The organism is Leptolyngbya sp. NIES-2104 (genome assembly GCF_001485215.1).
In the GTDB taxonomy this organism is placed as follows: domain Bacteria; phylum Cyanobacteriota; class Cyanobacteriia; order Leptolyngbyales; family Leptolyngbyaceae; genus Leptolyngbya.
Genome location: NZ_BBWW01000001.1, coordinates 2,185,166 through 2,201,200, shown reverse-complemented (window position 1 = coordinate 2,201,200; position 16,035 = coordinate 2,185,166). Strand labels below are relative to the sequence as shown.

The window sequence follows — 16,035 nt, the reverse complement described above, 5'->3', positions numbered from 1 at the left end:
GGCTAAAGACTTACGCTTCGCCTTCTAAATCCTTCATCCGAACGCGCACCGAATTCGCGTGAGAATGTAGTCCTTCAGCAGTGGCAAGGGTATCAACGGCACTCGCGACTTTTTGAAGTGCGATCGGCGAATATTGAATCAAGCTAGAGTGCTTCAAAAACGTCTCAACGCCAAGCGGTGAGGCATACCGAGCCGATCCAGAAGTCGGAAGCGTGTGATTTGGTCCAGCCAAATAATCACCGACCGCTTCAGGAGTCGAATCACCCAAGAAGATCGCGCCTGCGTGTCGAATGTTTTGCAGCAATTCCCACGGATCAGTGACTTCGAGTTCTAAGTGTTCGGGAGCGAATTCGTTTGAAAGTTCCGCCGCCGCTTCCAAAGATTCGACGACAATCACGATTCCGTAATGCGCGATCGCTTTCTCGGTCAAAATCCGACGCGGATGATCAATCAACTGCTGTTCTACTTCATCTACGACCTTCCGCGCTAAGGTCGAATCGGTAGTGATCAGAATCGAAGCCGCCATTGCATCGTGTTCTGCTTGCGCCAACATATCCGCAGCCACATGAGTCGGATTCGCCGTATGGTCTGCGATTACCAAAACTTCTGAAGGTCCCGCCAGCGAATCAATCCCAACCGTTCCATAAACGAGTTTTTTCGCCAACGTGACATAAATATTGCCAGGTCCCGTGATGACATCAACCTTAGGAACCGTTTCAGTTCCGTAAGCCAATGCGCCGATCGCTTGCGCTCCCCCAACCCGGTAAATCTCCGTCACGCCTGCTTCCTGAGCTGCAACCAGCACTGCTGGATTGATGGACTTATCTTTTCCGGGCGGTGTCACCATTGCGATTCTGGGCACTTGAGCCACGATCGCGGGAACCGCATTCATCAAAACCGTACTCGGATAGCAAGCTTTTCCACCCGGAACATATAAGCCCGCACGATCGACAGGCGTATACCGTTTTCCAAGCACAACTTCATCATCGCCAAAATGCACCCAACTTTTCGGGACACGCTGACGGTGAAACGCTTCAATTTGCTGACGCGCCAGACGAATCGCCGAAAGGAGTTCACCCGAAACCTGATGGTACGCATCTTCGAGTTCACGCGCACTCACTTTTAATTCTTCAGGCGTTAATTCTTGTTGATCAAACTCTAGCGTATACGCCAACAATGCCCGATCGCCTTGTCGTTTGACGCTTTGCAGTACCTCCCGGACTGTCGCTTCCTTATGAACAACTTGATCGTCGTGAGTGCGATCGCAAATGCGTCGCAGTTCAGATCTTGCCTCAGCCCACTGAGTAATAATTCGCAGCATGGAGTTAGAAGTGTCAGTCGTGAAAGAACCCGTCCGAGATGATGCAGGGTTTGAATGATTCTAACGATCTCGCGCCTAAATTGGGGAGCTTCGTCTCGTCTTTATTTAGCTTAACCTGGATTTTGATGATTCAGACACGATCGTTGGTCAACGATGCTATAGTATTTTATCTGACTATTTTTTCTGTCCATTCTAGAAGCTTTCCAAGAGTCACCGTGGCAAATATCAAATCTGCTAAAAAGCGCGTCGAAGTCGCTGAACGTAATCGTCTGCGAAATAAATCCTACAAGTCAGCGATTAAAACGCTGATGAAAAAATACTTTTCGGCTGTAGATCAGCTTGCGGCAAATCCGTCAGATGAAGCAAAAAAAGCAGTTGATGAAGCAATGTCCGCTGCTTACAGCAAGATCGATAAAGCTGTAAAACGGGGTGTTTTGCATCGCAATACTGGCGCTCGTCGTAAAGCTCGTCTTGGTCGTGCCCTGAAGAAGCAAACCGCAGCAGCTTCCTAAATGCAACTGATCGATACCCATGTTCATATCAATTTCGATGCATTCAAGCCTGACTTGGATGCGATCGCACTGCGCTGGCGTGAAGCAGGGGTTGTTCGTCTCGTTCATTCCTGCGTAGAGCCGTCAGAATTTGATGAAATTCGATCGCTTGCCGATCGCTTTCCCGAACTCTTTTTCGCGGTGGGACTCCATCCGTTAGATGTCGAGGAAAAGTGGTCGAATGATTCGGTTTCGGAAATTCTGAAACTCGCGCAATCCGATCAACGAGTGGTCGCGATCGGGGAAATGGGCTTGGATTTTTTCAAGGCAGAGAATCGGGATCAGCAAATCGAAGCGTTTCGGGCGCAGTTAGCGATCGCGAAACAATTAGATTTGCCTGTGATCATTCACTGTCGCGATGCTGCTGAAACGATGGCGCAAGTCTTGAGGCAGTTTTGCCAAGAACACGGACAAGTGAAAGGCGTGATGCACTGCTGGGGTGGAACTCCTGAAGAAACTGGATGGTTTCTCGATTTGGGGTTTTACATCAGTTTTAGTGGAACGGTGACGTTTAAGAATGCGAAGCAAATTCACGAATCAGCGCGAATTGTGCCAAGCGATCGTGTTCTCATCGAAACCGATTGCCCGTTTCTGGCTCCGGTTCCCAAGCGCGGTGAACGGCGGAATGAGCCTTCCTACGTTCAGTATGTGGCGCGTCAGGTGGCAGATTTGCGAGAAGTTTCGGTGGAGCAATTAGCGGCTGAAACGACTCGAAATGCTTGTCAATTATTTGGGTTGACGGTTTCTGAACTTGTGACAGTTTGAGAAGGTTGGGGATTTCCTCGCTTCGTTGCTTGTCCGCCCTGAATTCTATTCCGGGGCAGCGCAAATTTACGATCGCGTTTCATTTGCCTTCAAAACCCAAGAATTGATCACACAAATTTCTCGAATCGTCAAGACACAAAATGAAAAACTTGCGCCATAATGAGAGGAGTGCGAAAATTACCAGGCTAAAAAATTGATCACCCTCGACCTGTTGACTCCTCAACGTTTCATTTAGAAGACGTTGATTTAAACGAATCAAGGCTTCGCGGCTCACCTTTTTCGTTCCCATCTTCAGACATCTTGGAGGCTCAACTGGCTACTACCCGTTCACTTAATTGAATATTTCGTTAGTTTTGGGATTCCTAAGAAGCCCAAACTTTTTGCATTGACATATTTTTGCAATTACCGTAAAATCTGGGATTCGCGATCGCCCGCGACCCTTCAGAGGAGACGCATGACTGAGCAGCTGACGACCTACAACACTCCCGCCTTCGTGTTACCGGATCTAGTCGAGATTCAGCGGGCAAGCTTCCGCTGGTTCCTCGAAGAAGGCTTGATCGAAGAACTCGATAGTTTTTCGCCTATTACTGACTATACCGGGAAGTTAGAACTTCATTTTATCGGGAAAAACTTCAAGCTGAAGCGCCCGAAGTACGATGTCGATGAAGCAAAACGCCGGGATAGTACTTACGCCGTTCAGATGTATGTTCCCACGCGCCTCATCAACAAAGAGACTGGGGAAATCAAAGAGCAAGAAGTGTTTATCGGTGACTTGCCGCTGATGACCGATCGCGGTACGTTCATCATCAACGGTGCAGAACGGGTGATCGTCAATCAGATCGTCCGTAGCCCTGGCGTGTACTACAAATCGGAAACCGATAAGAACGGTCGTCGAACTTACAACGCGAGTTTGATTCCGAACCGAGGCGCATGGCTGAAGTTTGAAACTGATAAGAACGACTTGGTTTGGGTGCGGATCGATAAAACTCGGAAACTGTCGGCTCAAGTGCTCCTCAAAGCATTGGGTCTGACCGATAACGAGATTTTTGATTCGTTGCGCCATCCGGAGTACTTCCAGAAAACGATCGAGAAAGAAGGTCAGTACGGCGAAGAAGAAGCGCTAATGGAGCTTTACCGGAAATTGCGTCCGGGTGAGCCTCCGACTGTTTCTGGTGGGGCACAACTTCTAGAGTCTCGTTTCTTTGATCCCAAACGCTACGACTTGGGCAAAGTGGGACGCTACAAGCTGAACAAGAAACTCCGCTTGAATGTACCCGAAACGACTCGTGTTCTCACGCCGCAAGACATTCTGAGCGCGATCGACTATCTGATCAATCTCGAATTCGATATCGGCATGATCGACGACATTGATCACTTAGGTAATCGTCGTGTTCGATCAGTTGGTGAACTGCTCCAAAACCAAGTTCGTGTGGGCTTAAACCGTTTAGAAAGAATCATTCGGGAACGAATGACGGTTTCTGATGCGGATTCGCTCACACCTGCATCGCTCGTGAACCCGAAACCGTTGGTCGCTGCGATCAAAGAATTCTTTGGATCGTCGCAGTTGTCGCAGTTTATGGATCAAACGAATCCGTTGGCTGAATTGACCCACAAACGCCGGATTAGCGCACTCGGTCCGGGTGGTCTAACTCGTGAACGGGCAGGCTTCGCAGTTCGTGACATTCACCCGTCGCACTATGGACGGATTTGTCCGATCGAAACTCCTGAAGGTCCGAATGCGGGTTTGATCGGCTCATTGGCAACTCACGCACGAGTTAATCCTTACGGCTTTATCGCGACACCTTACTACAAGGTGGAAAACGGTCGCGTTCGGAAGGATTTGCCAGCCGTTTACATGACCGCAGACGAAGAAGACGATCTGCGGGTGGCAGCGGGTGACATCAATACCGATGAAGACAACAACATCATTGGGGATCAAATCGCGGTTCGTTACCGTCAAGACTTTACGACTGCAACCCCTGAAGAAGTAGACTATGTAGCCGTTTCTCCAGTTCAGATCATCTCAGTTGCGACTTCGCTGATTCCGTTCCTCGAACACGATGACGCGAACCGAGCGCTGATGGGATCGAATATGCAGCGTCAAGCGGTTCCCTTGTTACGTCCAGAACGTCCTTTAGTTGGTACGGGCTTGGAAGCGCAGGCAGCACGTGACTCTGGGATGGTGATCGTTAGCCGTTGTGATGGCGAAGTGAGCTACGTCGATGCGAATTCGATTCGGGTTCGTGACGCGCAGACCAACAAAGAGATCGAATATCAGGTTCAGAAATATCAGCGATCGAACCAAGACACTTGTTTGAACCAACGCCCGATCGTATTTGTGGGCGATAAGGTGGTCGCAGGTGAAATTCTCGCGGATGGTTCTGCTACTGAGCGCGGTGAATTGGCTCTTGGTCAAAACATTCTCGTGGCGTATATGCCGTGGGAAGGTTACAACTACGAGGACGCGATTCTAATCAGTGAACGCCTCGTGTATGACGACGTTTACACCTCGATCCACATTGAGAAATACGAGATCGAAGCGCGTCAAACGAAGCTTGGACCTGAAGAAATCACTCGCGAAATTCCGAACGTCGGGGAAGATTCTCTCCGTCAATTGGATGAAAACGGCATCATTCGCATCGGTGCGTATGTCGAAGCAGGCGATATTCTCGTCGGTAAAGTCACGCCGAAAGGTGAATCAGATCAGCCGCCTGAAGAAAAACTCTTGAGAGCAATCTTCGGTGAAAAGGCTCGTGATGTGCGCGATAACTCGCTGCGCGTTCCGAACGGTGAAAAAGGGCGGATCGTTGATGTCCGAGTGTTCACTCGTGAGCAAGGCGATGAATTGCCACCGGGTGCAAATATGGTCGTTCGCGTCTATGTTGCTCAGAAACGGAAGATCCAAGTCGGCGACAAAATGGCGGGACGACATGGAAACAAGGGAATTATCTCGCGGATTTTACCGATCGAAGATATGCCCTACCTTCCTGATGGCACTCCCGTTGATATCGTCTTGAATCCGCTGGGTGTACCGAGCCGGATGAACGTCGGTCAAGTCTACGAATGTCTCTTAGGCTGGGCGGCTGAATGTCTCAATGCTCGATTCAAGATCGTGCCGTTCGATGAAATGCACGGTGAAGAGAAATCGCGTGAATCGGTGCATGGCAAACTGCAAGAAGCTCAAGAAACCCGAATCAAAACTGCCGCAGATGGTTACTGGCTGTATAACCCAGACGATCCGGGCAAGATTCAGGTTTACGACGGACGGACAGGAGAAGCCTTCGATCGACCCATCACGATCGGTAAAGCCTACATGCTGAAACTGGTTCACTTGGTCGATGACAAGATCCACGCACGATCGACCGGACCTTACTCGCTCGTCACTCAGCAGCCGTTGGGTGGAAAAGCGCAGCAAGGCGGACAGCGATTCGGAGAAATGGAAGTGTGGGCGCTCGAAGCTTTCGGAGCCGCTTATACACTTCAAGAATTGCTGACCGTGAAATCCGACGATATGCAGGGACGAAACGAAGCGCTTAATGCGATCGTCAAAGGAAAAGCGATTCCGCGACCGGGAACACCTGAATCATTCAAGGTGTTGATGCGCGAGTTGCAGTCCCTTTGTCTCGATGTCGCCGTTCACAAAGTCGAAACCAAAGATGACGGCAGCAGCCGCGATATGGAAGTCGATTTGATGGCAGATGTGAACAGCCGTCGCGCTCCGTCTCGTCCGACTTACGAATCGATTTCGCGTGAATCGCTCGAAGACGACGAAGATTAGGTGCGAGGTATGAGGTGTGAGGTGTGAGTCGTCATGGATTTAGACCTCACACCTCATACCCCACACCCCACACCCCTCATTTATCGCTACATCAAACTCAAGGACAACACGATGCCAAAGCTAGAACAGCGGTTTGACTATGTGAAAATTGGTCTGGCATCTCCGGAGCGCATTCGCCAATGGGGAGAGCGGACTTTACCAAATGGGCAAGTCGTTGGAGAAGTCACCAAGCCAGAAACGATCAACTACCGTACACTCAAGCCCGAAATGGATGGCTTGTTTTGTGAGCGGATTTTTGGACCTGCAAAGGATTGGGAATGTCACTGCGGGAAATATAAGCGCGTTCGTCACCGGGGAATTGTGTGTGAACGCTGCGGTGTGGAAGTGACCGAATCGCGGGTTCGCCGTCACCGGATGGGATACATCAAACTCGCGGCTCCAGTAGCTCACGTTTGGTATCTCAAAGGGATTCCGAGCTATATGGCGATTTTGCTCGATATGCCTCTGCGCGATGTAGAGCAGATTGTTTACTTCAACGCTTATGTGGTTCTCAATGCTGGAAACGCTGAGAACCTGACTTACAAGCAATTGCTGACCGAAGATCAGTGGATTGAAATCGAAGATGAACTCTACAGCGAAGATTCGCAGCTTGTCGGAGTCGAAGTCGGCATCGGTGCGGAAGCATTGAAGCAACTTTTACAAGACATCAACTTGGACGAAGAAGCGGAAAGACTGCGTGAAGAAATCGCAGTTTCTAAAGGGCAAAAACGCGCCAAGTTGATCAAGCGTCTGCGAGTGTTGGATAACTTCATCGCAACCGGATCGCTTCCTGACTGGATGGTACTGGATGTCATTCCAGTAATCCCGCCCGATTTGCGTCCGATGGTGCAGTTAGACGGTGGACGATTCGCGACTTCGGACTTGAACGATCTTTATCGTCGCGTGATCAACCGGAATAATCGTCTCGCTCGTCTGCAAGAAATTCTCGCACCGGAAATCATCGTGCGGAACGAAAAGCGGATGCTGCAAGAAGCGGTTGATGCGCTAATCGATAACGGTCGTCGCGGTCGAACTGTGGTCGGTGCGAATAATCGTCCGTTGAAATCCCTCTCTGACATCATTGAAGGGAAACAGGGTCGATTCCGTCAGAACTTGCTCGGTAAGCGGGTTGACTACTCTGGACGATCGGTAATCGTTGTAGGTCCAAAACTGAAGATTCATCAGTGCGGACTGCCGCGTGAAATGGCGATCGAGCTTTTCCAACCGTTCGTGATTCACCGCTTGATTCGTCAAGGCTTAGTCAACAACATCAAAGCCGCGAAGAAACTCATTCAGCGCAATGATCCAACCGTCTGGGACGTGCTCGAAGAGGTGATCGAAGGACACCCTGTATTCCTCAACCGCGCCCCGACACTGCACCGCTTGGGAATTCAAGCATTCGAGCCGATTCTGGTAGACGGTCGTGCGATTCAACTGCACCCGCTCGTCTGTCCCGCCTTTAACGCCGACTTTGACGGTGACCAAATGGCGGTTCACGTTCCCCTCTCGCTTGAAGCTCAGGCAGAAGCGCGACTCCTCATGCTGGCATCGAACAACATTCTTTCGCCTGCAACGGGTCGCCCGATCATCACACCGAGCCAAGATATGGTTCTAGGGTGCTACTACCTGACCGCAGACAATCCCGATGCGAGCCAGGTCGAAGGACGCTACTTCTCTAGCTTGGATGATGCAATCACAGCATACGAACAGCAGCAAGTCGATTTGCACTCTTATGTTTGGGTGCGATTCGATGGTGAAGTAGAAGGCGGATTGGGCGACTTGATCGAACAGCAAGAAGTAGAAGGCATCGTTACCAAACTCTACGAATCCGCTCGGCGGCGCGAAGATGCAGACGGCAGATTGATTTCTCAATACATCAAGACGACACCAGGGCGGATTATCTATAACAAGACGGTGATTGATGCGTTAGCGGGCTAGAAAGAGGTGTGAGGTGTGAGGTGTGAGGTATGGGGAAACCAACCCCGCACCTCACACCTCACACCCCGCACCACACAACTCATGGCAAAAATGGGGCACAGCATGACAGAGCAGAACTCAGAAAAGCAAGTTTTTCGCAATCAGGTTATCAACAAAAAAGAACTCACTAACTTGATTTCGTGGGCATTCACCCATTACGGCACCGCTCGCACCGCACAAATGGCAGACTTGATCAAAGATCTGGGCTTCCGTTATGCAACACGAGCAGGAGTCTCGATCAGTGTGGATGACCTGCAAATTCCACCCACTAAGAAGGCGCTTCTCGATGCCGCAACTGAGACGATTCGCGATACCGAAGAAAAATACACACGGGGCGAAATCACTGAAGTTGAACGGTTCCAAAAGGTCATTGATACCTGGAACGGAGCGAGTGAAGAACTCAAAGATGAAGTGGTTCGACATTTTCGATCGAACAACCCCTTAAACTCGGTCTACATGATGGCGTTCTCCGGAGCGCGGGGGAACATCTCCCAGGTTCGTCAGTTGGTCGGAATGCGCGGCTTGATGGCAAACCCCCAAGGGGAAATCATTGACTTGCCAATCAAAACCAACTTCCGAGAAGGTTTAACCGTAACCGAGTACATTATTTCCTCTTACGGTGCTCGGAAAGGTCTTGTAGACACTGCACTTAGAACCGCTGACTCTGGATACTTAACCCGTCGATTAGTGGATGTCTCGCAAGACGTAATTATCCGTGAACTCGACTGCGGTACAGAGCGCGGAATTCCGGTTCGTCCAATGATGGACGGCGATCGCGTTCTCATTCCTCTGAAAAATCGCCTTCTCGGTCGCGTTGCCGCACAAGATGTGAAGCATCCCGAAACCGGAGAAGTGATCATCGCTCGGAATGAAGCGATTTCTGATGACATTGCTCAACTGATCGGAAAAGCGAAGGTTCAACAAGTCGTTGCACGATCGCCGCTCACTTGTGAATCCGCTCGATCGGTGTGTCAGCACTGCTACGGTTGGAGCTTGGCACACGCTCACATGGTCGATATCGGAGAAGCGGTGGGCATTATCGCGGCTCAATCGATCGGGGAACCGGGAACGCAGCTTACGATGCGGACATTCCACACGGGCGGGGTCTTCACCGGAGAAATGGCGCGACAAGAAAAAGCGAACTTTGATGGCACCGTTCGACTGCCGAAACGCCTCAGAACTCGCCCCTACCGGACTCGTCACGGGGAAGATGCCCTGATCGTAGAATCGGCTGGGTCGGACATCAAGATCGAAATCGATGGCGGCGACGGACAGAAGCAACCGTTTACCGTATCTCAAGGAACAACCTTGCTAATTAGAGACGGTATGAAGGTGAAAGCGGGGCAAATTCTCGCAGAAGTGCCTTTAACCGGACGTGGACGCAAGACTACTGAGAAAGCCTCGAAAGACGTGGCATCTGACCTCGCGGGTGAAGTTCGATTTGCGGATGTCGTCCCGGAAGAAAAGAAAGACCGTCAAGGAAACACCACTCGAACGGCACAAAGAGGCGGTTTGATGTGGGTGCTATCTGGTGAAGTCTACAACTTGCCGCCGGGTGCTGAACCTGTGGTTAAGAACGGCGATCAAGTCGAAGCGGCTGGAACGATCGCAGAAACCAAACTGATCACCGAAAACGGCGGTGTGGTTCGACTGTCAGACACGCCTGCGGAAAACAGCAAAGGTGGACGCGAGATTCAGATCATTACCGCATCGGTCATGTTGGATCAAGCAAAAGTTCGAGCTGAGAACTCTCAAGGGCGTGATCAGTACCTGCTCGAAACCACAGCGAATCAGACTTTCTTACTGAAAGCGACTCCGGGAACTCAGGTCACAAATGGACAAGTCGTGGCAGAACTGAGAGACGATCGCTATCACACCCAGACTGGAGGCATTATTAAATACTCTGGCGTGGAAGTCGGTAAGAAGGGTAAAGCGAAACTTGGTTATGAAGTGGTCAAAGGTGGAACGCTGCTTTGGATTCCCGAAGAAGCGCATGAAGTCAACAAAGACATTTCACTGCTGATGGTCGAAGACGGTCAGTATGTGGAAGCAGGTACAGAAGTTGTCAAAGATATCTTCTGTCAAAGCAACGGGGTGATTGAAGTCACTCAGAAAAATGACATTCTGCGCGAAGTCGTGGTCAAACCGGGCGATCTGCACATGATCGATAGTCTCGATGATGTGATTACACGGGAAGCAACCTTGGTCAATCCTGGACAACAGGTGATGCCGGGATTAGTTGCCGATGAACTGCGGTACGCTGAGTACGTTGAAACGCCTGAAGGTCCGGCAATTCTGCTGCGTCCGGTGACGGAATTCACCGTGCCCGATGAGCCGTCAGTACCGAGCCAAGATTCGACCAAAGAAGATTCTGGACGGGCAATTCGACTCAGAGCCGTGCAACGCTTGCCCTATAAAGATGGGGAGCGCGTCAAATCGGTTGAAGGTCTGGAACTGCTCAGAACTCAGCTTGTTCTCGAAGTCGATCAAGATGCTCAACTAGCAGCGGACATTGAATTAGTTCAAGATGAAACCGATCCAGAGGTCATGCGCTTACAGCTTGTGATTCTCGAAGCGCTGGTGATTCGTCGGGATATTTCGGCAGATGTCACTCAGGGCAGAACCCAAACCGAAATCATGGTCAAAGATGGCGACCAGATTGCGGCGGGTGCTGTGGTCGCTCGGACGAAGATTCAGTGTAAGGAAGCGGGTGAAGTTCAAGGGATTCGCCAAGGAGCGGAATCGATTCGACGCATTCTAGTGGTGCGTGAAGCCGATACCGTGACGATCGAAGCCAATAACCCAACCGTGAAGAAAGGCGATCTGCTGATTGCTGGCACTGAAATCGCTTCAGGTGTGACGCTAGAAGATTCCGGTCAAGTTCTCAACGTCGCTGGAAATCAAGTCACGCTGCGAGTTGCCCGTCCGTATCGGGTGTCTCCAGGTGCAGTGCTGCACGTCGATGATGGTGACTTGGTACAACGGGGTGACAACCTTGTGCTGCTGATTTTCGAGCGCACCAAGACCGGAGACATCATTCAAGGTCTACCGAGAATTGAGGAACTGCTTGAAGCACGGAAACCGAAAGAAGGCTGTATTCTGGCACGTCGGGCGGGAACGGCTCAAGTCGTTTACGGCGAAGACGATTCGGTTGAGGTGAAAGTCGTCGATCGAGAAGGTTTGATCACGGAATACCCGATCGGTCCTGGACAAAACGTGATCATCTCAGATGGTCAAGAAGTGGCAGCCGGAGAACGGCTCACGGATGGTCCTGCAAATCCTCACGAACTGCTTGAAGTCATGTTCAAAGCGAAGCTAGAGGAAGGTGCATTACACGATGCGTCTCTCTTTAGTCTGCGGGAAGTGCAAACCTTCTTAGTGAACGAAGTGCAATCGGTGTATCAGTCTCAAGGGATTGATATTTCTGACAAGCACATCGAAGTGGTCGTGCGCCAGATGACCTCGAAAGCGCGGGTCGAAGATGGTGGCGATACTACTATGCTGCCGGGTGAGTTGGTAGAAATCTACCAGATCGAACAGGTAAATGATGCCATGTCGATCACGGGGGGTGCACCTGCTCAATACGAACCTGTGTTGCTCGGTATTACTAAGGCATCGTTGAACACTGATAGCTTCATTTCAGCCGCAAGTTTCCAAGAAACGACGCGGGTACTGACAGAAGCCGCGATCGAAGGAAAATCCGACTGGTTGCGTGGTCTGAAAGAAAACGTGATCATCGGTCGTCTGATTCCTGCGGGTACGGGCTTCAATGCCTACGAAGAAGTGGGTAGTCCGGATGTCGATCCGGTTTACGACCCGACGATCTTTGATGAAGATACGGACTTCTCGGAAATGGTGCTTGACGATCGTACTGCCCGTTCTTACGGCTTAGAAACGCTGGAGGAGCGTCCAAGCTTCAGTTTTGAGAGCTTTGGTAGCACCGACGACAGTGATCCTGATGCGATCTTCTCGCCAATTTTGGATGATGACGATGATTTGATTGCAGATGATATGGATGATGATCTGTAAACTGAATCAACGATAAGGTTGAAAACCTCCTGGAGCATTCTGGGAGGTTTTCGTTTGATCATCTTTGTCCAGTGAATCACGGTATACTGTCGCTGTTTGAGCATTCTTACTCTTAAGCCATGATGCAGGGCGCAAACCTCGATCAATTCTCAAAATTCAAACTGTCGGTTGTGATTCCTTGCTACAACGAGGTCGGCACGATCGAAACTGTGATTCGCACCGTTAAAGCGGCTCCGATCGCAAATCTTGAGATTATTGTCGTCGATGATTGCTCGACCGATGGCACAACCAATCTGTTGAAATCGAAGCTTGAAGCACAAGTCGATCGGGTGTTGTATCACGCGACGAATCGGGGCAAAGGGGCTGCATTGCGAACGGGATTTGCAGCAATTACGGGCGATATTGCGATCGTACAAGATGCGGATTTAGAGTATGACCCGCGAGAATTTCCGCTGATGATGAAGCCGATTGTCGAGGGTCGAGCGGATGTGGTCTTTGGCTCCCGTTTTGCCGGAAATCAACCGCATCGGGTCGTTTATTACTGGCACATGGTGGGTAACAAGCTGCTGACGACGTTATCGAACATGATGACGAATATCAACCTAACCGATATGGAAACCTGCTATAAAGCCTTTCGATGCGAGGTAATTCAGGCAATCCGAATCGAAGAAGACCGATTTGGATTTGAGCCAGAGATTACGGCGAAGGTTGCCAGGATGAATTGTCGAATTTATGAAGTTGGAATTTCCTACTATGGCAGAACTTACAAAGAAGGGAAAAAAATCGGCTGGAGAGATGGCTTTCGAGCGATCTATTGCATTGTGAAATACAATCTTTTCGCACCAAAATACAAGACGGTAAACCGCGAAGCTGAATTGAGTGAGCCGCAGGAGTCAGAGCGTTGGAAAGACCCCGTGAACCGCTTCTAGAACCGCTATTACGATGGCTACGATTGCGACGTGTGATTGCTGAAATTCCAGAAAATGCGATCGTGCTCGATGTTGGTTGTGGACGTTCGGCAGCATTTTTAAGAGCGATCGAGCCACAAATTCAGTCGGGTTACGGAGTCGATTTCAAAGTAGCGGAGTTTCAAACTAACAAATTGAAAGCGATTCAGGTGCATTTAGGTGAGAAACTGCCGTTTGCGGATGCGAGTTTCGAGGTGGTGACGATGTTGGCAGTGCTGGAACACATCGAGCATGAGCAAGCCATCTTGAAAGAGATTTATCGCGTACTCAAACCAAGTGGAAAGCTCGTGTTGACGGTTCCTTCGGTTTGGGCGCAACCTGTTTTAGAGTTCCTTTCCTATCGATTAAGGATTGTCGATGAAGCGGAAATTCGGGATCATAAGCGGTACTACGATCGCCAAAAGCTTAGACAAGCATTAATTCAGGTCGCGGGATTTGAGCGGTTTCGACATCAGTATTTTCAGATGTGGATGAATAACTTCTGTACGGTAATGAAAGGCTAACGGAGAACAGAATTCAGGATGGCTCGGTCTAAACGATTGAATTCACTGCTGCTGTACTGTGTCGTTGGAATCATGGGCGTTTTTGTTGGGTTTCATCCCACGCTGCTCAGCGGATTTTCTAAAGCACAAGCAGAAACGGGAGATACCCGGTTGGTTCACTATTTTCTAGAACATTCATTTCAGGTGGTTTTTAATCGAAATTATCACGCTCAATTGTGGTCGCCTGCCTTTTTTTTTCCGTTTAAGAACACGTTAGCGTTATCTGAGAATTTATTTGGTGCGGCTCCGTTCTACTGGTTGCTACGCGGAGTTTTACCCGCTGATCTCGCTTATCAATGCTGGATGATTTTGGCAGCGTTACTCTGTTTTGTTAGCTTTGTTATTCTGCTGCGAAATTTACGAGTTAGTCATTCATTAGCTGCATTTGGAGGATTCGTTTTCGCGTTTGGAATTCCACGGATGGCGCAGCTTTTTCATAGTCAATTATTGTGTCAGTTTTACACGCCGATCGCATTTATTTTCATCTGGACCTTTCTACAACAACCGAAACTTAATCAGCTTTGCTTTGCTCTACTTTTTATTTTTTTGCAAATTCTGGCAGCGTATTATCACGGCTGGTTTCTCTTATTTAGCTTATTGATCTTTGTTCCGATCGTGCTTTGGTTAGAACGAGAGTATTGGAAACAGCTTTTGCAATTTTTGAAAGTGAAGTGGCGATCGACGATCGTTGCGATTTTGATCTGGAGCGGTGCGCTAATTTGGCTATTTTTGCCGTATGTTCAGATGGTCAAAATTGTGGGAGGATTTCCATTTTCTCAAGTCGCGACAATGATCCCAAGGTTATCTTCTTGGTTTCTGCCGCCGCCTAATAGTTTATGGTTTCCGCTGCTTTCTCGATTTTCAAAGGACATTCTTGATCCCAATCAGCATTTACTATTTCCGGGATTTGTCGTGTTCGCGCTGGTTGGATTTGCGGTTTATGTTGTGCGATCGAAACCGGAAATTTTACCGCCAGAACGCTCAACGCTGGTTAAGGCTTGCTTGATCACAGCGCTAATTTTGTTTGTGTTGTCGCTCGATGTATTTGGAGTTTCGCTGTGGAGAATTATCTATACGATCGTGCCGGGTGCAACAGCAATTCGGGCAACGGGACGGATTGTCTACATCATTGAAGTCTACGTTTTGATTGCGGGCTTGCTGTGCGTTGATTCAATGCTTAAAAGCATAGTCGTAAAGCCAAAGTTTCGGAGCGCGATCGCACTTTTCCTACTTCTCATCAGTCTTCCAGAACTGATCATCTTTCAGCCGATAACATATGAGAAAGCCCCGATCCTTAAGCTTGAAGCTGAGCTACAAGCTGCGATTGCGTCTCGATGTGAAGTTGCTTACTTGGTCGCTGATCCGCGCCAGCCTATCTTTTATTTGCAGCAGCTCCCGATCATGTGGGCAGGATTAAAAGCGGGTGTTCCGGTGGTCAATGGGTATTCAGGCTCTACCCCGCCCGGAATTCCAACGACGATCGCGGACAGCGCCAACTTCACCACGATCGTTCGTTGGTTAAGTGGCAAAATGCAGGGACGACTCTGTTGGATTCAGCCTGGACAGAGTCAGCAGATTGCGCCTGAGATCTCACTAAAATCTATTGATCGCGCTGTTCAATTTCAATCCCAAAACTTCACGACTTCTGTGATTCCAATTCCGCCGAATGTGCCGCTTCCAGGATTCGCTCAAGCGATCGAGGGCAAAGTTCCGCGCACAATGCGATCGAACCAAGCGATCACTGTGCCGCTCTTTGTCAGCAATACGAGCCTTTATACTTGGTTTCAACCTGAAGAAGCACCGATTCGACTCTCTTACCGCTGGTTAAAACCGGACGGAACGATAGCGGTTTCAGAAGGTCCACGAACGAATCTACCCGATGTGCTCAGACCAGGAGAAACCGTAGCACTCAACGCGATCGTCAATGCCCCAACCCTTCCAGGACAGTATCGATTAAGCTTGACGCTTCTACAAGAAAATATCAGTTGGTTTGTCGATCGCGGCGCAAAACCCTTGACTGTCCCTGTGGAAATTATTCGCTAGTTTTGCAATTTTGCTAGTGGTT

General features: G+C 49.6%; 7 protein-coding genes and 1 pseudogene. 7 read left to right on the top strand and 1 reads right to left on the bottom strand.

What is annotated here, in order from left to right; genetic code table 11:
• Window positions 1-10: 10 nt before the first annotated feature.
• Window positions 11-1,321: a histidinol dehydrogenase gene (gene hisD / locus NIES2104_RS10120; RefSeq protein WP_058998104.1), complete on the bottom strand. Its 1,311-nt coding sequence runs from the start codon at window positions 1,319-1,321 to the stop codon at window positions 11-13.
• Between the two features lie 125 nt (window positions 1,322-1,446).
• Here hisD and rpsT point away from each other — a divergent pair, with 125 nt between their 5' ends.
• From rpsT to NIES2104_RS10075, 7 genes and pseudogenes are all read left to right on the top strand, one after another.
• The gene (gene rpsT, locus NIES2104_RS10115) at window positions 1,447-1,833 is read left to right on the top strand and encodes a 30S ribosomal protein S20 (RefSeq protein WP_339375091.1); all 387 of its coding nucleotides are present in this window, start codon (window positions 1,447-1,449) and stop codon (window positions 1,831-1,833) included.
• Window positions 1,834-2,637 (top strand): TatD family hydrolase, encoded by an 804-nt coding sequence (locus NIES2104_RS10110; protein WP_058998103.1) that lies wholly within the window; start codon window positions 1,834-1,836, stop codon window positions 2,635-2,637. It begins immediately after the preceding gene.
• Window positions 2,638-3,091: 454 nt separating this feature from the next.
• A complete protein-coding gene (gene rpoB, locus NIES2104_RS10100) occupies window positions 3,092-6,415 on the top strand; it encodes a DNA-directed RNA polymerase subunit beta (protein ID WP_058998101.1) in 3,324 nt (1,107 codons plus the stop codon).
• 111 nt (window positions 6,416-6,526) lie between these two features.
• A pseudogene (locus NIES2104_RS10090) lies at window positions 6,527-12,460 on the top strand (DNA-directed RNA polymerase subunit beta').
• 119 nt (window positions 12,461-12,579) lie between these two features.
• Window positions 12,580-13,389: a glycosyltransferase family 2 protein gene (locus tag NIES2104_RS10085; RefSeq protein WP_225895232.1), complete on the top strand. Its 810-nt coding sequence runs from the start codon at window positions 12,580-12,582 to the stop codon at window positions 13,387-13,389.
• Window positions 13,362-13,931: a class I SAM-dependent methyltransferase gene (locus NIES2104_RS10080; RefSeq protein ID WP_058998097.1), complete on the top strand. Its 570-nt coding sequence runs from the start codon at window positions 13,362-13,364 to the stop codon at window positions 13,929-13,931. The genes NIES2104_RS10085 and NIES2104_RS10080 overlap by 28 nt, the downstream gene beginning before the upstream one ends.
• Window positions 13,932-13,949: 18 nt before the next feature.
• The gene (locus tag NIES2104_RS10075) at window positions 13,950-16,013 is read left to right on the top strand and encodes a hypothetical protein (protein WP_058998096.1); all 2,064 of its coding nucleotides are present in this window, start codon (window positions 13,950-13,952) and stop codon (window positions 16,011-16,013) included.
• Window positions 16,014-16,035: the final 22 nt, after the last annotated feature.

Bases quoted from the DNA above. Each gene is read 5' to 3' on its own strand.
- hisD (WP_058998104.1), bottom strand. From the start codon at position 1,321: ATGCTGCGAATTATTACTCAGTGGGCTGAGGCAAGATCTGAACTGCGA.
- rpsT (WP_339375091.1), top strand. From the start codon at position 1,447: ATGATTCAGACACGATCGTTGGTCAACGATGCTATAGTATTTTATCTG.
- NIES2104_RS10110 (WP_058998103.1), top strand. From the start codon at position 1,834: ATGCAACTGATCGATACCCATGTTCATATCAATTTCGATGCATTCAAG.
- rpoB (WP_058998101.1), top strand. From the start codon at position 3,092: ATGACTGAGCAGCTGACGACCTACAACACTCCCGCCTTCGTGTTACCG.
- NIES2104_RS10085 (WP_225895232.1), top strand. From the start codon at position 12,580: ATGATGCAGGGCGCAAACCTCGATCAATTCTCAAAATTCAAACTGTCG.
- NIES2104_RS10075 (WP_058998096.1), top strand. From the start codon at position 13,950: ATGGCTCGGTCTAAACGATTGAATTCACTGCTGCTGTACTGTGTCGTT.